Genomic DNA, 22,094 nt, shown 5'->3' with positions numbered 1-22,094 from the left:
GCAGCCGCTCCGCGGCAGTCCCTAAAGGAGAAGACATGACAGACACCGCTTTGTCGCCCGACACCGCCGCTCGCGCGCACGGAGTCGCCCTCACCGATGATGCCGCCGAGAAGGTTAAGAATCTGCTTCAGCAGGAGGGCCGCGACGATCTCCGACTGCGTGTGGCCGTACAGCCGGGCGGTTGCTCCGGCCTGATCTACCAGCTGTACTTCGATGAGCGCCTTCTCGACGGTGACAAGACCGTCGATTTCGACGGGGTCGAGGTGGTCGTCGACGACATGAGCATCCCGTACCTCGATGGTGCGAACATCGACTTCAAGGACACGATCTCCGAGCAGGGGTTCACGATCGACAACCCGAACGCCGGCGGCAGCTGCGCGTGCGGTGACAGCTTCCACTGAGCCAGACCCGTGATTCCACCCGGTCAGCCGGGGGAATCGTCGCGACCGGCTGGGTGGTTGACCTGAATCACCCGTGAGCTTGCTCTAGACTGGCTGCAGTCACGTTCTCGTTCCGGAAAGGTGTGCTGTGCACTCGAAACGCCATCTCCGCTGGGCCGTGATCCCCGTCGGGATCGCGGTGGTGGTCGCTCTTGCCGGCTGCACCTCGACGCAGCTCCACGGATTCATGCCGGGCTTCACTGAAGACGGCCTGCCTGCCACCGACCGCACGGAGATGATCGCCAGTCTGTGGACGACCTCGTGGATCGTTCTTCTCGGCGTCGGCGTCCTCACATGGGGGCTCATGCTGTGGGCGATCATCGTCTACCGCCGCCGCAAGGGACAGACCGGACTACCCGTCCAGCTGCGCTACAACATGCCGATCGAGATCTTCTACACGGTCGTGCCCGTCGTGCTCATACTGGGCTTCTTCGCGTTCACGGCGCGCGACCAGACGATCCTCGAGACGCAGACCGAAGATCCCGAGGTCTCGGTCGTCGCGTACGGCAAGCAGTGGTCGTGGGACTTCCAGTACAACGCTGACGAAGAGGACTACTCCGACGCCGTCTGGTCCATGGGCATCCAGGGCCAGGTCGACAACCGCACCGGCGACGTCGACCAGGACGCGCTGCCTACGCTCTATCTCCCGGTCGACCAGACGGTGCGCATCGACCTGCGGTCGCGCGACGTCGTCCACTCCTTCTGGATCATCGACTTCCTCTACAAGAAGGACATGTACATCGGCAAGGACAACTCGTGGTCCTTCACGCCGACGCGCGAAGGCACCTACGCGGGCAAGTGCGCCGAACTGTGCGGCGAGTACCACTCCGAGATGCTCTTCAACGTGAAGGTCGTCAGCGAGGCGGAGTACGAGGCCTACCTGCAGTCGCTGCGCGCCGCCGGTCAGACCGGTGCCATCGATGATGCCTACAGTCGCCTGAACAACTTCCCGGGTACGGGCGCTCCTGACAACGGGGAAGGAAACTGAGCATGACGACGACCCTCCCGCCGCAGTCCGATCAGGCGCACGACCGACCGACCACGCTCCCGCCCCGCCAGGCCGCACTGCTCAGCGCATCGCGCACCGAGCAGAAGGGCAACATCGTCGTCAAGTGGATGACCTCCACCGACCACAAGACGATCGGGTACATGTACCTGATCACGTCGGTGCTGTTCTTCATGCTGGGCGGCGTCATGGCGCTGATCATCCGCGCGGAACTGTTCGAGCCCGGCATGCAGATCGTGCCGACCAAGGAGCAGTACAACCAGCTGTTCACGATGCACGGCACGATCATGCTGCTGATGTTCGCGACGCCCCTCTTCGCCGGCTTCGCCAACGTCATCATGCCGCTGCAGATCGGGGCGCCCGATGTCGCCTTCCCGCGCCTGAACGCCTTTGCGTTCTGGCTGTTCGGCATCGGCTCGACGATTGCGGTCGCCGGCTTTCTCACGCCGCAGGGCGCGGCATCCTTCGGTTGGTTCGCCTATCAGCCACTCGCCGGAGCGACCTTCTCTCCCGGCGTCGGAGGAAATCTCTGGATGCTGGGGCTCGGCCTGAGCGGCTTCGGCACAATCCTCGGCGCGGTGAACTTCATCACGACGATCGTCACGATGCGCGCTCCCGGCATGACGATGTGGCGCATGTCGATCTTCTCCTGGAACACACTGATCACCAGCATCCTCGTGATCATGGTCTTCCCGGTTCTCGCCGCCGCGATTTTCGCCGCCGCGGCAGATCGTGTGCTCGGCGCGCATATCTTTGATCCCGCCAACGGCGGCGTGCTGCTGTGGCAGCACCTCTTCTGGTTCTTCGGTCACCCAGAGGTCTACATCATCGCGTTGCCGTTCTTCGGCATCGTCTCGGAGGTCTTCCCCGTCTTCAGCCGCAAACCGATCTTCGGCTACAAGACGCTCGTCTATGCGACGATCTCCATCGCCGCGCTGTCTGTGTCGGTGTGGGCGCACCACATGTACTCAACCGGTGCCGTGCTGCTGCCGTTCTTCTCGTTGATGACGATGCTCATCGCCGTGCCCACGGGCGTGAAGATCTTCAACTGGATCGGCACGATGTGGCGTGGGTCGATCACGTTCGAGACGCCCATGGTGTTCGCACTCGGCTTCCTCGTGTCGTTCGTGTTCGGGGGTCTGACCGGTGTGATCCTCGCATCGCCGCCGCTGGACTTCCAGGTCACCGACTCGTACTTCGTGGTCGCGCACTTCCACTACGTGGTGTTCGGCACCGTCGTGTTCGCAATGTTCGCCGGCTTCTACTTCTGGTGGCCGAAGTGGACGGGGCGCATGCTCAACGAGCGGCTGGGGTACGTGCACTTCTGGATGCTGTTCATCGGCTTCCATATGACGTTCCTCATCCAGCACTGGCTGGGCGTCGACGGAATGGTTCGCCGCTACGCGGACTACGCCGAATCCGACGGCTGGACGTGGGAGAACCAGATCTCCACGTACGGTGCGATCCTTCTTGGCGCCTCGATGATCCCGTTCCTGTTCAACGTGTGGATCACGGCGCGCAAGGCTCCCAAGGTGACGGTGAACGATCCCTGGGGCTACGGCGCATCGCTCGAGTGGGCAACGAGCTGTCCTCCGCCGCGTCACAACTTCACCTCGATCCCGCGCATCCGCAGCGAGCGTCCCGCGTTCGACATCAATCACCCCGAGGCGAGCGTCCCGGTCGGCGGGGGTCATGTCAAGGATGCGCCGGGCGCCCCGGCCGTCGACGTCGCCGACGGAGAGGTCAAGTAACGTGCGTACGAACATCGTCGTCTGGTGGGTGCTCACCGTCTTCTTCCTCCTGATCGGTGGCGTCTACACGGCCTGGAACCTGGCGACCTACTGGGAGAGCAACGTCGTGCCCGGGGCCGACTGGTGGACGATCACCACGGTTTCCATCGAATGGGTGGGCACGGTCACACTCTTCTTCATCGCCTTCATGGCTGCGCTGATTGCCTTCTACCTTCAGCGGGTGCACAAGGCCCAACGCGGAGACCTCCCCGAGGACGTGCTGACGGCCGTCGTGGACGACGGTGACCCCGAGCAGGGCCATTTCAGCCCCTGGTCGTGGTGGCCGGTCGTCTTGGCTTCGGCTGCCGGGATCCTCGTTCTGGGGCTCGCGATCGGCACCTGGCTTCTGCCGATCGGCGTCGCAGTCGTGGCTGTCGCCATCATCGGCTGGGTCTACGAGTATTACCGCGGGTACTTCGCACGCTAGGCACCCCTCGGTACTGTCGACCGCGGTTTTGCGGAGATCCCTGCCCAAACAGTCTCTTCGGACATCTGGTGGGTTGAGGGTGTCCGCAGAGACGTTCGTGGAGCTGGTTCCGTCGCTGGTCGTGCCGCGCGGATCGATCACGAAGCGTGCGGTCGCGTGAGCGAACGGATAACCGCGACGCGAGCATGCCACTGTCCGACGTCTCGCCCGGCAACTCGGTACATCGTGGAAGACGGCGTGACGCGCCGTCGACCCCGAACTTGTCAAGCTCGCGGCGGGTGAGTCGCGGGTGCCAGATGGTCTGTGTGAGGGGTGAGATCCACCACCAAGGAGAACCTTACGGAGACCATGGCTATCAGTCCGCGGGCTGGAGAGCGAGCTGACCGAGCATGTCGGCTACGAGCGCGGCGATGCGGAAGCGTCGCTGTCCCGTACTCGTGCAACGGCATGTCCGTCGAGGGGCCCGACTGGGTGCCTTCGTCGATCTTGGCACGCTACACCCAGCCGCGCAGCGTGTCGACAGGAATGCCGAGCTGCCCGACTCGCGTGCAGACACCGTGCCGCCCACCCGACTCATCACGAACGTCCAGAACCATCCAGATCGCATGCTCCTTCAACGCAACGGGATACTTCCTCAGCTCCGGCACGACCCCTCATGCTTCCGGGATGATCAGAGCCCCCGTCAAACCAAGGGCGAGACGTCGCCGAGCGTACTTCCCCTTGCGGCGTTCCACTTGCCGCGTTCTGTGGGTCCCGCCCGCGGAACGCGGCAAGCGAGACAACGCCGGAGAGCACGCCACGCACTCGCGGACTCCGCTAACGGACTCCCCGACGCGGGAAACGGCGAGTCGCACCCTCTGAGAACAGAAGATGCGACTCGCCGCGGTGAGGCGCCCGGAACTACTGGTCGCGGTCCTTGTCCTTGTTGCGCGGAGGCTTCGTCTCGGGCTCGGTCTCGGAGGTGATCAGATGCGATGGCTTCACGGCCGTCTCGGAGCGGAACTCCGGATCGAGCGGATCCAGCGGGGCATCGGGGAAGCCCGCCCGAGCGTGTGCGCCCTGGATCTCGACCTCTTCTTCGTGCTGGATGTGCTCGAGTGTGTGCTGCTGGTGCGACAGCGCCTCGTCGAGCTCCGCCTGTGTGACGGGGATCAGTCGGTCCTCGAAGAACCACCGCGACATCCCGGCGCGCACGTTCTGCCAGAAGCCGATGCGGCCCTGGGCGTTCGGCCGCACAGTGAGCGGAGCGTAGGTCTCGTAGCCCACGAGCTTGTAGCGCTCATACTCGTCCACCGGCTGATGCACTTCGATGTATTCACCGCCGGGAAGCCGCACGATGCGCCCGGACTCGTATCCGTGCAGGGCGATCTCGCGGTCCTTCTTCTGCAGCGCGATGCAGACGCGCTTGGTGACGAAGTACGCGACGATCGGTCCGAGGATGAGCAGAGCCTGCAGGGAATGGATGACCCCTTCCATCGTCAGACGGAAGTGCGTTGCCATGATGTCGGACGAGGCAGCCGCCCACAACACGGCGTAGAACACGACACCGGCGGCGCCGATCGCAGTGCGTGTTGCAGCGTTGCGCGGTCGCTGGGCGATGTGGTGCTCCCGCTTGTCTCCGGTGATCCACGCCTCGATGAAGGGGTAGATGAGCACGAGAACGATGAACAGTCCGAGGACGAGCATCGGCAGGATGATGTTCCACGACCAGGTGTGTTCGAGCCACACGAACTCAAGATGCGGCGGCACAAGGCGCAGGGCGCCGTCTGCGAACCCGATGTACCAGTCCGGCTGTGTCCCGGCAGACACGGGGGACGGGTCGTAGGGGCCGTAGCTCCAGATCCCGTTGATCTGGAACACCGAGGCGATCAGCACGATCACACCGAAGGTGATGAAGAAGAACCCGCCCATCTTGGACATGTACACCGGCATCATCGGATAGCCGACGACATTCTCGTTCGTGCGTGCGGGGCCGGCGAACTGCGTGTGCTTGTTGATCACCATCAGCATGAGGTGCAGCAGCAGCAGCGCGACGAGGATGGCGGGCAGCAGCAGGATGTGCAGGGTGTAGAGGCGTCCGACGATCTGGTCTCCCGGGAACTCACCGCCGAACATCAGGAACGAGGTCCAGGTGCCGATGACCGGTAGACCCTTGATCATGCCATCGATGATGCGCAGACCGTTTCCGGAGAGCAGGTCGTCCGGCAGGGAGTAGCCGGTGAAGCCCTCGGCCATCGCGAGGATGAAGAGGATGAATCCGATGACCCAGTTCAGCTCACGCGGCTTGCGGAACGCCCCGGTGAAGAAGACACGCAGCATGTGCACGCCGATGCCTGCGACGAACACGAGTGCGGCCCAGTGGTGGATCTGACGCACCAGCAGGCCGCCGCGGATATCGAACGAGATCCGCAACGTCGAGTCGAGGGCGGCCGACATTGCGACGCCCCTCATCGGCTCGTAGCTGCCCGTGTAGTGCGTCTCGACCATGGAGGCCTGGAAGAAGAAGGTGAGGAACGTGCCGGACAGCAGCACGACCACGAAGCTCCACAACGCGATCTCGCCCAGCATGAATGACCAGTGGTCGGGGAAGATCTTGCGGCCGAGCTCCTTCACGAATCCCGACAGGCTGGTGCGTTCATCGATGTAGTTCGAGGCCCAGCCGACGAATCGGCCGCCAAGCGGCTTGTCTCGCGTGTCAGTCGTCGACTCGCGCTCCTCGGTGACGGTGGCGGTACTCAATGACGCTCCCAGAAGCTCGGGCCGACGGGTTCGTGGAAGTCATCCTGGGCGATGAGATACCCCTCGTCATCGACGGTGATCGGAAGTTGGGGCAGCGGACGCGCTGCAGGGCCGAAGATGACGGCGGCTCCGTTGGCGACATCGAACTGCGACTGGTGGCACGGACAGAGCAGGTGGTGGGTCTGCTGCTCGTACAGGGCGACAGGGCAGCCGACGTGGGTGCAGACCTTCGAGTACGCCACGATGCCGTCATACGTCCAGTCGAGCCGGTTGGTTTCGGCGCTGAGCTGCTCGGGACGAAGGCGCACCAGCAGAACGATTGCCTTCGCCTTCTTGTCGAGGTAGCCGTCCTGGTGGCTGATCTCAGGGAGCGGTTCAGGAATGATCTGGAACGCAGAACCGAGGGTCACGTCCGAAGCCTTGATGGGCCGCCCCGTCGGGTCGTGCGCGAGGCGCATCCCCTTCTCCCACATCGTGTGGCTCAGCAGTGCCACCGGATCGCCTGCCTCTGGGTCGCTCGGCGTGCTCTGCGGTGCAAGACCGCGGAACAGCACGATTCCGGGCAGGATCGATGCGATGAGTGCGGCGAAGAGGGATCCGCGGATCATGCCGCGACGGCCGAAGCCCGATTCCTCGTTCGCATCGGCGAATGCCTGGACCGCCGCAGCTCGCGTGGAGTCCAGGCCGCGCGTGGGGTGCCGGTACTCGACGAACTCCTTGTCGCTCATGATGGCCTTGGACCAGTGGATGGCCCCGACCCCGATCGCGAGCAGAGCGAGGGCGATGCCCAGCCCGATGAACATGTTGTTCGCGTAGATGCTCGAGACCTGACCGTCTTCGATCGGGAAGAGCATGTACGCCGCAATGGCCCAGATGCTGCCCGCGAGGGACACGTAGAACAGCGTGTACACCGTGCGGACGGCGGACCTCATCTTGCCGGGGTCCTTGTCGGTGACCCGTTCGCGGTGCGGCGGCAGGCCAGGCACCTCCACCGGGTCCTGAACGGCCACCGCGAGTCCCGGCGACGGCACGTGTGACCTGTCGTCGCCGTGCGCCTCTACCTCGTGTGCCATTGTGCTCCTCGTGCGTTCCGTTCTGTGAGATCGTCGTGCTGTGCTGGGATCAGTTCGACTTCGCGGTGATCCATACGGTGATGGCGATCAGCCCGCCGATGCCGAAGATCCAGATGAACAGACCTTCGGATACCGGGCCCAGCCCGCCCAAAGTGAATCCTCCGGGCGCGGGGTTGCTCTGCAGCCACAGCAGAGACGAGATGATGTCGCGCTTGTCCTCGGTGGTGAGGTTCAGGTCGCTGAACACCGGCATGTTCTGCGGTCCGGTCACCATCGCGGCGTACATGTTGAGCGCCGTGGTGTCGTGCAGCGCGGGAGCCCACTTGCCCTCGGTCAGCGCGCCACCGGCAGCGGCGACGTTGTGGCACATCGCGCAGTTGATGCGGAACAGTTCTGCACCCTGCGCGACATCGCCCTCGCCGTCCAGCACATCGTCGGCGGGATAGCTGGGACCGGGGGCGATCGACTGCACGTACGCGCCCATCGCAGCCGTCTCGGCCTCGGTGAACTGCGCGGGTTTCTGCGGCGCCTGCGGTCCCTGCATCTGCAGCGGCATGCGCCCTGTCGACACCTGGAAGTAGACAGCCAGTTCTCCGGCACCGTACAGCGACGGCCCGTTCTGCGTCCCCTGCAGGTCCATGCCGTGGCAGGTCGCGCAGTTGGCCTGGAACAGCTTCTTGCCGTCCTCGACGGTCAGCCCGCTGCTCACGTCCGCCGTCGCGGCGGTGGATGCGATGGCCGCCGACGCGCCGGCGTAGGCCCCGCCGGTGATGAGCAGACCGATGCCGATCAGCGCAGCGGCTGCCCACGGGCTGCGGCGCCCGGTCGAGCGATGCTTCTTCTCTCGTGCCATGTCGGGAATGTGCTCCGCTCTCACTTCAGGAAGTAGATGACCGCGAACAGCGCGATCCACACGACGTCAACGAAGTGCCAGTAGTACGAGACGACGATCGCGGTCGTCTCCTCCTTGGCACCGAAGTTCTTCACCGCGTAGGCGCGGCCGATGACCAGCAGGAAGGCGATGAGCCCGCCGGTCACGTGCAGTGCGTGGAAGCCGGTGGTCAGGTAGAAGGCCGACGCGTAGGCATCCGCGGTGATCGGCATGCCCTCCATCACCAGCTGTGCGTACTCCCACACCTGGCCGGTGACGAAGATGGCGCCGAGGGCGAAGGTGAGGAAGAACCACTCGACCATGCCCCAGCGGTACTTCGGCGTGCGCGTCGTGTACGGCTGCAGGCGCTCAGCGGCGAAGACGCCGGCCTGGCATGTGAAGGACGAGGCGATGAGGATCAGCGTGTTCACGAGCGCGTAGGGCACGTTCAGCATGTCGGTGCGATATTCCCAGAGCTCGGGAGACGTGCTCCGGAGCGTGAAATAGATCGCGAAAAGACCGGCGAAGAACATGACCTCGCTGCCGAGCCACACGATCGTCCCGACCGCGACGGGATCGGGACGCTTGATGCCTCTTGGCACGGGGGCAAAGGTAGCTGGGGTTGTCACGCTCCCTATTATGGCCGATTTCGCGCGTCGATTTTCGCAGGCGTGCCCTCGATTCGTCCACGCGGCGACTTAGGACTGCCTAAGAGATGACCGAGAAGTCGCCGAAAGCGCCACTAGGATCGCAGATATGGCGGAGCGCGTTTCCTGGGCCGATCTGATCTCCACGCTGCTGGAGGGCCGCGATCTCAGCGTCTGGGAGTCGACGTGGGCGATGCGTCAGATCATGCGCGGTGAGGCGACGCCGTCGCAGCTGGCCGGAGTCCTCGTCGCCCTGCGCGCCAAGGGAGAGACCGTCGACGAGATCGTGGGGTTCCGCGACGCGATCCTCGAGGCGGCGCTTCCGCTGCCCGTCGACCCGAACGTCCTCGACATCGTCGGCACCGGCGGAGACCAGTACGGGACTGTCAACGTGTCGACCATGTCGGCGATCGTCGCAGCGGCTGCGGGTGTGCCGGTCGTCAAGCACGGCAACCGGGCTGCGAGCTCCTCGTCGGGCGCGTCGGACGTGCTCGCCGCGCTCGGGCTCGACCTCACCCTCTCTCCCGAACAGGTGGCCGTCGTGCTCGAGCGTGCCGGGATCACGTTCGCGTTCGCCTCCGCCTTTCACCCCGGCTTCCGGCACGCCGGGCCGACGCGGTCCGAGCTCGGGGTGCCGACGGTGTTCAACTTCCTCGGCCCGCTGTGCAATCCGGCGCGCGCCGAGGCGAACGCGGTCGGCGTGGCCCACCTCGATCGTGTGCCGTTGATCACCGGCGTGTTCCGGACCCGGGGCGCTACGGCGCTGGTGTTCCGCGGCGACGACGGCCTCGATGAGCTCACCACGACCGGGCACAGCCGGCTCTGGGAGGTCAGCCTCGGCGACATCCACGAGCACGATCTCGATCCGCGAGACCTGGGCATTCCCCTCGCCGACATCGACGACCTGCTCGGAGGCGAGCCCGCATACAACGCCCAGGTGGTGCGCCGGGTGCTCGCCGGGGAGCAGGGGCCGGTGCGCGACATCGTCCTGTTGAACACCGCCGCCGGGATCGTCGCGTTCCGTCTCTCGCAGGACCCGGCGCAGGTGGGTCGCCCGATCCTGGAGCGTCTGGCCGAGGCGAAGGATGCCGCTGCCGCGGCGATCGACGACGGGTCGGCACTGCGCACGCTCGATCTGTGGGTGGCTGTGACCCGCGAGCTGTCGTCAGGGTGACACCGAGGCGCATCCGCTCGGGATGCATCGGAGGGGCGAGAGGTGCACGACGACATGCCGACGGACTCCGTGGCCGTAGCGATGACAGAGTAACCTGGCCCGCAGTCTGGGCGCTGAAGCGCCTGGCGAGCGCCCCGGTCGTGCTCAGAGCCTCGAGCTCGTCTCATCGGCGGATGCGGCCAGAGCGGCCGCCGTTCGCCGGGCGGTCGTGCCCAGCCCGTGCTCGACCGCGAGGTGTGCGAGCGCGGTCTGTTGTGCATCGTCCAGCGGGCGCAGGGCCGCGTCGAAGGCCGGCAGCGGAAGGTCGCGCACGACCTCGACGACCGTTGGCGCGACCTCCAGGAAGTCGGCCGCGGCGGTGAGCTTCGCCCGCTGCCCGGGAGTCATCGACGCCGCAGGGTCGGTGGCAGCGGCCCGGATGCCGGCCAGGTCGCCGAAGCGATCCAGCAGCTGTGCCGCCGACTTCTCGCCGATGCCCGGGACGCCGGGCAGTCCATCCGACGGGTCCCCGCGCATCACCGCCATGTCGGCGTACTGGGCGGCGTGCACGCCGTACTTGGCGAACACGACCGTGTCATCGAAGACCTCGAGGCGCGCCATTCCCCGGCCCGTGTAGATCACGCGTACCCGGCGGGCGTCGTCGACGACCTGGAAGAGGTCGCGATCGCCGGTCACGACGTCGACGGGCATGTCAGCGGTGGCGGCCAGCGTGCCGATCACGTCGTCCGCCTCGTGCCCAGGAGCGCCCACCACGGCGACGCCGACTGCCGCCAGGACCTCGCGGATGATCGGCACCTGCATCTCGAGCGCATCCGGGACGATCTCGACGTCGGGGGCCCCGGCGACCTCGTCCGCCACGCGATGCGCCTTGTAGCCGGGAACGAGGTCGACGCGCCACTGCGGACGCCAGTCGTCGTCCCAGCACGCGACCAGGTGCGTCGGGCGGAACTCGGTGACGAGCCGGGTGACGATGTCGAGCAGTCCGCGCACGGCGTTCACGGGCGTCCCGTCCGGGGCGCGCACCGTGTCGGGCACGCCGTAGAACGCGCGGAAGTACAGAGAGGCGGTGTCGAGCAGCATGAGTCGGGCCACGCGGTCATCCTTGCACGGCGGACTGACGGAGTTGATCCTCTCGACGCACTGAACGAGATCGCCTTTCTGCTCGAGCGCGAGCGCTCGTCGCGCTGCAGATCGAAGGCGTTCCGCATGGCGGCGGCGTGGTCGCGGGACGCACTCCGGAGGAGCTGGCGGATGCCGCGGCGCTCCAGCGTCAGCAGGGTATCGGCGCGCCGACGTTCCGGGTGATCCGGGAGGCCCTGGACGGCCCGGTGCCCGAGTCAGACGTTCTGGTCGACGGCGCGCATGAGCGCTGCGGCGCAGAACCCGCACACGGATGTGCTCGGGCATCGCACCGGTCGCCTCATCGAAGGGGCGCGGGGCACGCGACTGCCGTCCTCGTTCGCGGTGGAAGAGGTGCTCACCGCGTGTGCCGAGCGCGCTGAGCGCTGCGGCGGCCGCCTCGCGCGGCGTGCGGTCGAGCAGGGTGGCAGGCCACGCGAGATCCCAGCCCGTGTGGCTCCGGGTGGCACGCAGCCAGCAGCAGGATGACCACGCCCATCGCCGTGAACACAGCGCAGATGACCGGCATGACGACCAGACGACGACGCGGGGTGATGATCGAGACCGGGGGAGCGCTCGCTGTTAAAGCGTAGGCGCAGTTCTGATATTGTGGAGTGTCACTCGTGTGGCGTCATCGCCATGCGTTCACGACTCTGCATCATACAATCCACCTCGCACGGGATGCTTCGGCACGCCCGTGCCCGACACCCCCGAATCCAAGGACAACCCACTACATGACTACCGCAACGACCGCCCCGGCCACCAAGCAGGTCGCCGTCGACGACATCGGATCTGCTGAAGACTTCCTGGCCGCGGTCGAACTGACCATCAAGTCGTTCAACGACGGCGACATCATCGAGGGGACGATCGTCAAGATCGACCGCGACGAGGTCCTGCTCGACGTCGGCTTCAAGACCGAGGGCGTCATCCCCTCGCGCGAGCTCTCCATCAAGCACGACGTCGACCCGAACGAGGTCGTCGTGGTCGGGGACCACGTCGAAGCCCTTGTGCTCCAGAAGGAGGACAAGGAAGGCCGCCTCATCCTTTCGAAGAAGCGTGCGCAGTACGAGCGCGCGTGGGGCGACGTGGAGAAGATCAAAGAAGAGGACGGTGTCGTCACCGGCCAGGTCATCGAGGTCGTCAAGGGCGGTCTCATCGTCGACATCGGCCTGCGCGGCTTCCTGCCGGCATCTCTCATCGAGCTGCGCCGCGTGCGCGATCTGACGCCGTACCTCGGGCAGGAGATCGAGGCGAAGATCCTCGAGCTCGACAAGAACCGAAACAACGTCGTGCTCTCGCGTCGCGCTCTGCTGGAGCAGACGCAGTCCGAGTCGCGCTCGAACTTCCTGAACAACCTGCACAAGGGTCAGGTCCGCAAGGGCGTCGTGTCGTCGATCGTCAACTTCGGTGCGTTCGTCGACCTCGGCGGCGTGGATGGCCTCGTGCACGTCTCCGAGCTGTCGTGGAAGCACATCGAGCACGCCAGCGAGGTCGTCGAGGTGGGCCAGGAGGTCACCGTCGAGATCCTCGAGGTCGATCTCGACCGCGAGCGCGTCTCGCTGTCGCTGAAGGCGACGCAGGAGGACCCGTGGCAGGTCTTCGCCCGCACGCACGCCATCGGACAGGTCACGCCGGGCAAGGTCACCCAGCTCGTTCCGTTCGGTGCGTTCGTGCGCGTCGCGGACGGCATCGAAGGCCTCGTGCACATCTCCGAACTGTCGGGCACGCACGTCGAGCTCGCCGAGCAGGTCGTGTCGGTCGGCGAAGAGGTCTTCGTCAAGGTCATCGACATCGACCTCGAGCGCCGTCGCATCTCGCTGTCGCTCAAGCAGGCCAACGAGTCGGTCGACCCTTACGGCACCGAGTTCGACCCCGCGCTGTACGGCATGACCACCGAGTACGACGAGAACGGCGAGTACAAGTACCCCGAGGGCTTCGACCCGGAGACCAACCAGTGGTTGGAAGGCTTCGACGAGCAGCGCGAGAAGTGGGAGCAGGAGTACGCCGCCGCTCAGGCGCGCTGGGAGGCCCACAAGGAACTGGTCGCGAAGAACATCGAGGCGGAGGCCAACACCCCCGAGGGTGTGGAGTCGGCGCCGTCGTCGTTCACCGGCGACTCCGGCCGGGGCGGCGCCCTCGCCGACGACGAGGCGCTCGCAGCACTGCGTGAGAAGCTGTCCGGTCGCTGAGCGCGGTGCGTGACGAAGGGTCGGAGCCTGCGGTCTCCGACCCTTCGCCGTTCTTTGGCAGACTCTCTCCATGGCTCTCATCGCACTGACCGGCGGAATCGCGTCGGGCAAGTCCACGATCGCACGGCGACTGTCCGAGCACGGCGCCACTGTGATCGACGCCGATGCGCTGGTGCGCGAAGTGCAGCAGCCGGGCTCGCCCGTGCTGGCCGAGCTGGCCGCCGCGTTCGGCCGCGACATCCTCCGTGCCGACGGATCACTGGATCGTGCGGCGTTGGGGGCACGCGCATTCGGAGACCCCGAGCAGCTCGCACGGCTGAACGCGATCGTGCACCCCGCCGTGCGTGCGCTGTCTGCGCAGCGTTTGGCCGAGGCCCGGACGGCCGATCCCGCCGGCGTCGTCGTCTATGACGTGCCGCTGCTGGTCGAGGCCCGTGTCGACGACCCATGGGACCTCATCGTCGTCGCGCACGCGCCGGCCGGCGTGCGGCGCAGGCGACTCGTGGAGCTGCGCGCATTGACGGAAGAGGATGCCGCGGCACGCCTCGCATCGCAGGTGCCGGACGAGCGTCGACTCGCCGTGGCCGACGTCGTCATCGACACTTCGGGGGAGCTCGACGAGACCCTGCGCCAGGCTGACGATCTGTGGCGACGGCTCCCGGCGCTTCTGGCCGCGCCGCCTACGCTGGAGTGATGCAGACCACGAGATCGGTGCGGCCCTTCGAGGTCGTCAGCGAGTATGCGCCCAGCGGCGACCAGCCGCAGGCGATCGCCGAGCTCGCTGCACGTATCAACGCGGGCGAGACCGACGTCGTCCTCCTCGGCGCCACGGGCACCGGCAAATCGGCGACCACGGCGTGGCTCATCGAGCAGGTGCAGCGGCCGACCCTGGTGCTCGCGCACAACAAGACTCTCGCCGCGCAGCTGGCGAATGAGTTCCGCGACCTGATGCCGCACAACGCGGTCGAGTACTTCGTCAGCTACTACGACTACTACCAGCCTGAGGCCTACGTCCCCCAGACGGACACCTTCATAGAGAAGGACTCGTCGATCAACGCCGAGGTGGAGAGACTGCGGCATTCCACCACGAACTCGCTGCTCTCCCGCCGCGACGTCGTGGTGGTGAGCACGGTCTCGTGCATCTACGGCCTGGGTGCCCCCGAGGAGTACCTGCGCGCGATGGTGGCCCTGCAGGTGGGGGAGCGCTACGATCGCGACGCGCTTATCCGCCAGTTCATCGCGATGCAGTACAACCGCAACGACGTCGATTTCTCACGAGGCAACTTTCGCGTCCGCGGCGACACGATCGAGATCATCCCCGTCTACGAGGAATACGCGATCCGCATCGAGCTGTTCGGCGACGAGATCGAGGCGCTGTACATGCTGCATCCGCTCACCGGCGACGTGGTGCAGAAGCTGGACTCCGTGCCGATCTTCCCGGCCTCCCACTATGTGGCCGGGACCGACGTCATCCAGCGCGCCATCGGCACGATCGAGGACGAGCTGGCCGTGCGGCTGAAGGAGCTCGAGGGCCAGGGCAAGCTCCTGGAGGCGCAGCGGCTGCGCATGCGCACGTCGTTCGACCTCGAGATGCTGCAGCAGCTGGGCTTCTGCTCGGGCATCGAGAACTACTCGCGCCACCTCGACGGGCGCGAGTCGGGCGAGCCGCCGCATACGCTGCTCGACTTCTTCCCCGACGACTTCCTCATGGTCATAGACGAGTCGCACGTGACCGTCCCGCAGATCGGCGCGATGTACGAGGGGGATGCGTCGCGCAAGCGCACCCTCGTCGAGCACGGGTTCCGGCTGCCCAGCGCACTGGACAATCGGCCGTTGCGCTGGGACGAGTTCAAAGAGCGCATCGGGCAGACCGTGTACCTGTCGGCGACGCCCGGCCGCTACGAGATGGGCGTCGCCGACGGCGTCGTCGAGCAGATCATCCGTCCGACCGGCCTCGTGGACCCGAAGATCGTCGTCAAGCCCCCCAAGGGTCAGATCGACGACCTGCTCGAGGAGATCCGGGTGCGAGCCGCGCGCGACGAGCGGGTGTTGGTCACCACGCTGACCAAGAAGATGGCGGAGGAGCTCACCGACTTCCTCGGCGAGCACGGCGTGCGCGTGCGTTACCTGCACTCCGACGTCGACACGCTGCGGCGCGTCGAGCTGCTCACCGAGCTGCGCTCGGGCGTCTACGACGTGCTGGTGGGCATCAACCTGCTGCGCGAGGGCCTCGATCTGCCCGAGGTGTCGCTGGTGGCGATCCTCGACGCCGACAAAGAGGGATTCCTGCGCAGCGGCACGTCTCTGATCCAGACGATCGGGCGCGCGGCGCGCAACGTGTCGGGCGAGGTGCACATGTACGCCGACACGATCACCGACTCCATGCGCAGTGCCATCGACGAGACCGAGCGGCGCCGCGAGAAGCAGCTCGAGTACAACCGCGTCAACGGCATCGACCCGCAGCCGCTGCGTAAGCGCATCGCCGACATCACCGAGGTGCTCGCCCGGGAAGGCGCGGACACCGACCGCATGCTGAGCGGCAGTGCGCGACGCGGTCAGGGATCGCGGTCCGGCGCGTCCGGAAAGGGCAAGAGCCCGACCCCGCAGCTGCGGCGCGAGGGGATCGCGGCGGAGGGTGCGGCCCAGCTGGAGGCGACGATCAAAGACCTCTCGGATCAGATGCTGGCCGCCGCCGAGGAGCTGAAGTTCGAACTGGCCGCGCGCCTTCGCGACGAGGTGCAGGAGATGAAGCGCGACCTGCGGGCAATGGAGGTCGCCGGTCACGCGTGAGCCGATATGTCGCATCGCCCGCGGCATCCGGACGGCGCGTCGCTGTCCCCGCACCGAACCGGACGAAGCCGGTGTCGGTGGTCGCTCTTAGACTTGTCTGGTGCCCATCATCCCTGTCGCGACCGCCGGAAAACTCAGTGTCCGGGGCGCTCGCGTACACAACCTCAAGGACGTGGACCTCGACATCCCCCGCGACTCTCTCGTGGTGTTCACGGGACTGTCCGGCTCGGGCAAGTCGAGCCTGGCCTTCGACACGATCTTCGCGGAGGGCCAGCGCCGCTACGTCGAGTCGCTGAGCGCCTACGCGCGGCAGTTCCTCGGTCAGGTGGACCGCCCCGACGTGGACTTCATCGAGGGTCTGTCGCCGGCCGTCAGCATCGACCAGAAGTCCACGAACCGCAACCCGCGGTCCACCGTCGGCACGATCACCGAGATCCATGACTACATGCGTCTGCTGTGGGCACGCATCGGCATCCCGCACTGCCCCGAGTGCGGCGAGCGCATCCAGCGGCAGACCGTCCAGCAGATCGCCGACCAGCTCATGGAGCTTCCCGAACGCACGCGATACCAGATCGTCGCACCGGTGGTCACGCAGAAGAAGGGCGAGTTCGTCGACCTCTTCCGCGAGCTCGGGGCCAAGGGCTACTCGCGGGCGATCGTCGACGGCGAGCTCGTGCAGCTGTCCGACCCGCCCGCGCTGAAGAAGAGCTACAAGCACGACATCGCGGTGGTCGTCGACCGGCTGGCGGCCGGCCCCGACATCCTGTCCCGCGTCACCGACTCGGTCGAGACAGCGCTGGGACTGGCCGGCGGCATCGTGCAGGCGAACTTCGTCGACGAGGAGGGGGACGCCGCATGGCAGTCGTTCTCCGAGAAGCTGTCCTGTCCCAACGGACATCCGCTCCAGCTCAGCGAGATCGAGCCGCGCACGTTCTCCTTCAACGCGCCCTTCGGCGCGTGCCCCGTCTGCTCGGGGCTCGGCACCCGCATGTCGGTCGACGTCGAGCTGATGCTCGGTGACGAGGCACTGTCGATCCGCGAGGGCGTCCTCATCCCCTGGACGACGCAGGGGAAGGGGCTCTTCCAGTACTACGAGCGGCTGCTGGAGGGCCTCGCGGCCGACCTCGACTTCTCGCTGGACACCCCGTGGAAAGATCTGCCCGAGGCGGTGCGGGAGGCCGTGCTCCGCGGCGAGAACTACAAGGTCACGGTGCGGTGGAAGAACCGGTACGGCCGCGAGATGCGCTATGCCTCCGGCTTCGAGGGCGTCGTGCCGTATATCGAGCGGCAGTACCTCCAGGCCGAGTCCGACAACCAGCGACAGCGATGGTCGGAGTATCTGCGCGAGGTGCCCTGCCCGGCGTGCGACGGCGCGCGACTCAAGCCCGAGGTGCTGGCAGTGCTGGTGCACGGCCGCTCGATCGCCGACGCGTCGCGGATGAGCCTCGGCGAGGCGCAGCAGTTCTTCGCCGAGCTGGAGCTGACCGAGCGCGAGGCGCATATCGCCGCGGCGGTGCTGCGTGAGATCCGCGCGCGCCTCGACTTTCTCATCCAGGTGGGGCTCACCTACCTGAGCCTGGGGCGCGCGGCCGGTTCGCTCTCCGGCGGGGAGGCGCAGCGCATCCGGCTCGCGACGCAGATCGGATCAGGGCTGACGGGCGTGCTGTACGTCCTCGACGAGCCCTCCATCGGTCTCCACCAGCGCGACAATCGTCGTCTCATCGAGACGCTCCTGGCCCTCAAGAGCCTCGGGAACACGCTGATCGTCGTCGAACACGACGAAGAGACCGTGCACGCCGCCGACTGGATCGTCGACATCGGCCCGCGCGCGGGGCTCGAGGGTGGCACGGTCGTGCACTCCGGGCCGCTGGACGCCCTGCTCGCCGAACGCGCGTCGATCACCGGCGACTACCTCTCCGGCCGGCGCGAGATCCCCGTGCCGGCCGCACGCCGCCCTATCGACAAGAAGCGTCAGGTCACGGTGGTGGGTGCGCGCGAGAACAACCTCAAGGACGTCACCGTCGACTTCCCGCTCGGGGTGATGACCGCGGTGACCGGCGTCAGCGGCTCCGGCAAGTCGTCACTGGTCAACGGCATCCTGTACGAGGTGCTGGCCACCCGGCTCAATGGTGCGCGCCGTGTCGCCGGGAAGCACACGCGCGTCACCGGACTCGACAACCTCGACAAGGTCGTGCACGTCGACCAGGCGCCGATCGGACGCACGCCGCGCTCGAACCCGGCCACGTACACGGGTGTGTTCGACCGGATCCGATCGCTGTTCGCCGAGACCGCCGAGGCGAAGGTGCGCGGCTACCTCCCGGGCCGATTCAGCTTCAACGTCAAGGGCGGGCGCTGCGAAGCCTGCTCCGGGGACGGCACGATCAAGATCGAGATGAACTTCTTGCCCGACGTCTACGTCGACTGCGAGGTGTGCCACGGCAAGCGGTACAACCGCGACACCCTCGCCGTGCACTACAAGGGCAAGAACATCGCCGAGGTGCTCGAGCTGCCGATCACCGAGGCGGCGGAGTTCTTCGAGCCGATCCCCGCCATCCACCGCTACCTGCGCACCCTGGTCGATGTGGGACTGGGGTACGTGCGCCTCGGCCAGTCGGCGACCACGCTGTCCGGCGGCGAGGCGCAGCGGGTCAAGCTGGCCACCGAGCTGCAGCGTCGCTCGAACGGGCGCTCCATCTACGTGCTCGACGAGCCGACGACGGGTCTCCACTTCGAAGACGTCGCGCGGCTGCTGGAGGTGCTGAACGGGCTGGTCGACAAGGGGAACACCGTGATCGTGATCGAGCACAACCTCGACGTGATCAAGTCGGCCGACTGGATCATCGACCTCGGACCCGAGGGCGGCGCCGGCGGTGGAGAGGTCGTGGCCGTGGGCAGCCCCGAACAGGTGGCGCGCGCGGAAGGCAGCCACACGGGGGCGTTCCTCGCCGAGGTGCTCGACGGTGCGTTCGGCAGCGGGGCACCGCAGCGCAGAGCGGGCTGACGGCATGGCGTCGCGCACGCCCACGGTGCCGTACAAACCGAAAAAGGGCGAGATCCCGACCGACCCGGGCGTCTACAGGTTCCGCGACGCCGAGGGTCGCGTGCTCTACGTCGGCAAGGCCAAGAACCTGCGGTCCCGGCTGTCGAACTACTTCGCGCCTCTGCACACGCTGCACGAACGCACCCGGCGGATGGTGACGACGGCCACCTCCGTGGAGTGGACCGTCGTCGCCAGCGATGTCGAGGCGCTGCAGCTGGAGTACATGTGGATCCAGGAGTACTCGCCCCGCTTCAACGTCCGGTACAAGGACGACAAGTCGTATCCGTTCCTCGCGCTCACCCTCGCCGACGAGGCGCCGCGCGTGATCGTCACCCGGAACCGGCGCATCCCGGGGGCGAAGTACTTCGGCCCCTATCCGAAGGTGTGGGCGGTGCACGACACGATCGATCTCATGATCCGCGTCTTCCCGATCAGGACGTGCTCGGATGCCTCGTACAAGCGCGCGATGTCGACCGGCCGCCCCTGCTTCCCCGGGCAGATCGGCCGTTGCGGCGGACCCTGCTCGATGACAGTGACGATCGAGCAGCACCGTACCGTCGTCGACGACTTCATCGCCTTCATGTCCGGCAGAGACCAGCGCTTCACGCGGGAGCTGACCGGCCGCATGCGCGAGGCGTCGGCCGCGATGGACTACGAGTCTGCCGCGCGCTACCGGGACAAGCTGCAGGCGATCGACGCCGTGCTGAGCAAGAGTGCGCTCGTGCTCGCCGCCCACACCGATGCCGACTTGTTCGGCATCGCGGAGGACGAGCTGGCCGCGACCGTGCAGCACTTCGTCGTTCGCGGCGGCCGGGTGCGCGGCGTGCACGCCTCCGTCGTAGAGAAGGAGATCGACATCGCCGGAGCGGAGCTCGTCGACCAGGTGCTGCAGCGTGCCTACGGGGCGGCATCGGCCGCCGACATCCCGCGCACCGTGCTCGTGCCGACCCTGCCGGACGACGCAACCGAACTCGAGCTGTGGCTGCAGGAGCGGCGGGGCAAGCGCGTCTCGGTCCAGGTCGCGCAGCGCGGTCGCAAGGCCGAGCTCATGAAGACGGCAACGCTCAACGCGCAGCAGGCGCTCATCCTGCACAAGTCGCGACGCTCCAGCGATTACGTGGCCCGCACACGGGCGCTCACCGACCTGCAGGAGGCGCTGGGACTCGCCGAGGCACCGCTGCGCATCGAGTGCTTCGATGTGTCGCACCTGGGCGGCACGAACGTGGTCGCCTCGATGGTGGTCTTCGAGGACGGACTGCCGCGCAAGGATCAGTATCGGTCGTTCGGCGTGGCCGAGACGACGGATGACACGGACTCGATGTATCAGGTGCTGCGTCGCCGTCTCGCTCACCTGCGGCGTGACGAGAGCGACGAGGACCCGGTGGCGCGTCGCCGCTTCGCGTACCCGCCGCAGCTGCTCGTGGTCGACGGCGGCGCGCCGCAGGTGGCCGCGGCAGCACGTGCGCTGGCGGACGCCGGGCACCCGGAGATCGCGCTGTGCGGGATCGCGAAGCGCCTCGAGGAGGTCTGGCTGCCGGGGGAGGACTTCCCCGTCATCCTCCCGCGGACCAGCGAGGCGCTGTACCTGCTGCAACGACTGCGCGACGAGGCGCACCGGTTCGCCATCCGGCACCAGCGGTCTCGCCGCCGCCGCGACATCGCGACGGTGCTGGCCGAGGTCCCAGGCCTGGGCGAGGCGCGGATCAAGCGACTGCTGCGTCATTTCGGATCCGTGGCCGCGCTGAAGCGCGCCACGCCCGACGATATCGCCGAGCTGCCCGGGATCGGTCCGACGCTGGCCGCCGCCGTGCACGGGCACCTCGCCGGGCAGGACCGGGCTCGATAGGCTGAGACGAGGCTGACGGGAGGAAGAGATGGGCACAGCAGCCGGGCGCGATACCAACGAGGTGCTCATCGTGACGGGGATGTCCGGCGCCGGACGATCCACCGCCGCGGATGCGCTCGAAGATCTGGGCTGGTACGTGGTCGACAACCTCCCGCCGCAGATGCTCAAGCCCCTGATGGAGCTGTCCGGTGTTGCGTCGGCCACGCTGCCACGGGTGGCTGCGGTCGTCGATGTACGCGGCGGCGAGATGTTCGCCGAGCTGCCCGAGGTGCTTCGCGGGCTGCGCGATGCGCGCAAACTGCGCACCGTGTTCCTCGACGCCTCCGACGAGGTGCTGGTGCGGCGCTTCGAAGCGGTGCGTCGCCCCCACCCGCTGCAGGACGACGGGACGATCGTCGACGGCATCCGGCGCGAACGACGACGTCTCGCGGCGGTGCGGGAGCGGGCCGACATCATCATCGACACGAGCGGCTACAACGTGCACCAGCTCGCCACCGAGATCTCCGAGCTCTTCTCCGAAGAGGGTCAGGCCCGGCACAGCCTCACGGTGCTGAGCTTCGGTTTCAAGTACGGGCTGCCCGCCGACGCCGACATCGTCGCCGACATGCGCTTCCTGCCGAATCCGTTCTGGCGCGAGGACCTCAAGGCGCTCACCGGGGAAGACCCGCGGGTGCGAGACTTCGTGCTCGGCCAGCCGGGCGCCATCGAGTTCATCGACGCGTACGCGGCGGCGCTGCATCCGGTGCTGCAGGGCTATCAGCGCGAGAACAAGCGCCATTCGACCCTCGCGGTGGGGTGCACCGGCGGCAAGCACCGCTCGGTCGTGACCGCGATCGAGCTGGGGAACCGCCTCGCGCAGGAGGAGGGTATCGCCGTGCGTGTGCGCCACCGGGATCTCGGCCGTGAGTAGGCTGTTCGTTCGGACCTACGGCGGCGCGGCGCA

16 protein-coding genes are annotated in these 22,094 nt (G+C 66.9%); 11 read left to right on the top strand and 5 right to left on the bottom strand.

Features of this window, described 5'->3' with window-relative positions:
- The first annotated feature begins 35 nt into the window (after nt 1-35).
- The 4 genes from erpA to ACK5IN_RS01560 all read left to right on the top strand — a co-directional run bounded on the left by erpA (nt 36) and on the right by ACK5IN_RS01560 (nt 3,663).
- The gene (gene erpA / locus ACK5IN_RS01575; RefSeq protein ID WP_416894477.1) at nt 36-401 is read left to right on the top strand and encodes an iron-sulfur cluster insertion protein ErpA; all 366 of its coding nucleotides are present in this window, start codon (nt 36-38) and stop codon (nt 399-401) included.
- 127 nt (nt 402-528) lie between these two features.
- Nucleotides 529-1,428: a cytochrome c oxidase subunit II gene (coxB, locus tag ACK5IN_RS01570; RefSeq protein WP_416894476.1), complete on the top strand. Its 900-nt coding sequence runs from the start codon at nt 529-531 to the stop codon at nt 1,426-1,428.
- 2 nt (nt 1,429-1,430) lie between these two features.
- Nucleotides 1,431-3,197 carry a cytochrome c oxidase subunit I gene (gene ctaD / locus ACK5IN_RS01565; protein ID WP_416894475.1) on the top strand — a complete coding sequence of 589 codons (1,767 nt, stop codon included), beginning with the start codon at nt 1,431-1,433 and terminating at the stop codon, nt 3,195-3,197.
- Between the two features lies 1 nt (nt 3,198).
- Entirely contained in the window at nt 3,199-3,663 is a 465-nt protein-coding gene (locus tag ACK5IN_RS01560) for a cytochrome c oxidase subunit 4 (protein ID WP_416894474.1), read from the top strand.
- Between the two features lie 900 nt (nt 3,664-4,563).
- Here ACK5IN_RS01560 and ACK5IN_RS01555 read toward each other — a convergent pair.
- From ACK5IN_RS01555 to ACK5IN_RS01540, 4 genes are read right to left on the bottom strand one after another with little or no spacing between them, the layout of a single operon-like run.
- Complete coding sequence (locus ACK5IN_RS01555) at nt 4,564-6,402, bottom strand: cytochrome b (protein ID WP_416894473.1); 1,839 nt, start codon at nt 6,400-6,402, stop codon at nt 4,564-4,566.
- Nucleotides 6,399-7,475 (bottom strand): Rieske 2Fe-2S domain-containing protein, encoded by a 1,077-nt coding sequence (locus ACK5IN_RS01550; RefSeq protein WP_416894472.1) that lies wholly within the window; start codon nt 7,473-7,475, stop codon nt 6,399-6,401. Before ACK5IN_RS01550 ends, ACK5IN_RS01555 begins: the two co-directional genes overlap by 4 nt.
- Nucleotides 7,476-7,524: 49 nt before the next feature.
- Nucleotides 7,525-8,328 carry a c-type cytochrome gene (locus ACK5IN_RS01545; protein WP_416894471.1) on the bottom strand — a complete coding sequence of 268 codons (804 nt, stop codon included), beginning with the start codon at nt 8,326-8,328 and terminating at the stop codon, nt 7,525-7,527.
- 20 nt (nt 8,329-8,348) lie between these two features.
- Nucleotides 8,349-8,984: a cytochrome c oxidase subunit 3 gene (locus ACK5IN_RS01540; protein WP_416894486.1), complete on the bottom strand. Its 636-nt coding sequence runs from the start codon at nt 8,982-8,984 to the stop codon at nt 8,349-8,351.
- A 118-nt stretch (nt 8,985-9,102) separates the two neighbouring features.
- Between ACK5IN_RS01540 and trpD the strand changes: the two genes are divergently transcribed.
- Entirely contained in the window at nt 9,103-10,167 is a 1,065-nt protein-coding gene (gene trpD / locus ACK5IN_RS01535) for an anthranilate phosphoribosyltransferase (RefSeq protein ID WP_416894470.1), read from the top strand.
- A gap of 144 nt (nt 10,168-10,311) precedes the next feature.
- On the opposite strand, the gene ACK5IN_RS01530 is transcribed toward trpD, so the two are convergent.
- On the bottom strand, nt 10,312-11,247 hold the full coding sequence (locus ACK5IN_RS01530; RefSeq protein WP_416894485.1) for a 5'-3' exonuclease: 936 nt from the start codon (nt 11,245-11,247) through the stop codon (nt 10,312-10,314).
- A gap of 773 nt (nt 11,248-12,020) precedes the next feature.
- Between ACK5IN_RS01530 and rpsA the strand changes: the two genes are divergently transcribed.
- From rpsA to rapZ, 6 genes are all read left to right on the top strand, one after another.
- A complete protein-coding gene (gene rpsA, locus ACK5IN_RS01525; RefSeq protein ID WP_416894469.1) occupies nt 12,021-13,475 on the top strand; it encodes a 30S ribosomal protein S1 in 1,455 nt (484 codons plus the stop codon).
- Between the two features lie 70 nt (nt 13,476-13,545).
- A complete protein-coding gene (gene coaE / locus ACK5IN_RS01520) occupies nt 13,546-14,169 on the top strand; it encodes a dephospho-CoA kinase (protein ID WP_416894468.1) in 624 nt (207 codons plus the stop codon).
- Nucleotides 14,169-16,265: an excinuclease ABC subunit UvrB gene (uvrB, locus tag ACK5IN_RS01515; protein WP_416894467.1), complete on the top strand. Its 2,097-nt coding sequence runs from the start codon at nt 14,169-14,171 to the stop codon at nt 16,263-16,265. Before coaE ends, uvrB begins: the two co-directional genes overlap by 1 nt.
- A 100-nt stretch (nt 16,266-16,365) precedes the next feature.
- Nucleotides 16,366-19,266, top strand: coding sequence for an excinuclease ABC subunit UvrA (gene uvrA, locus ACK5IN_RS01510; protein ID WP_416894466.1), 2,901 nt, complete (start codon nt 16,366-16,368; stop codon nt 19,264-19,266).
- Between the two features lie 4 nt (nt 19,267-19,270).
- Nucleotides 19,271-21,151 (top strand): excinuclease ABC subunit UvrC, encoded by a 1,881-nt coding sequence (gene uvrC / locus ACK5IN_RS01505; protein WP_416894465.1) that lies wholly within the window; start codon nt 19,271-19,273, stop codon nt 21,149-21,151.
- Between the two features lie 28 nt (nt 21,152-21,179).
- Nucleotides 21,180-22,061, top strand: a complete 882-nt coding sequence (rapZ, locus tag ACK5IN_RS01500) for an RNase adapter RapZ (protein ID WP_416894464.1) — start codon at nt 21,180-21,182, stop codon at nt 22,059-22,061.
- Nucleotides 22,062-22,094 lie beyond the last annotated feature (33 nt).

This window comes from Microbacterium sp. (assembly GCF_047971895.1).
GTDB lineage: Bacteria > Actinomycetota > Actinomycetes > Actinomycetales > Microbacteriaceae > Microbacterium.
Note: the sequence above shows the minus strand (reverse complement) of the source record. Positions and strands in the feature narration are given on the sequence as shown.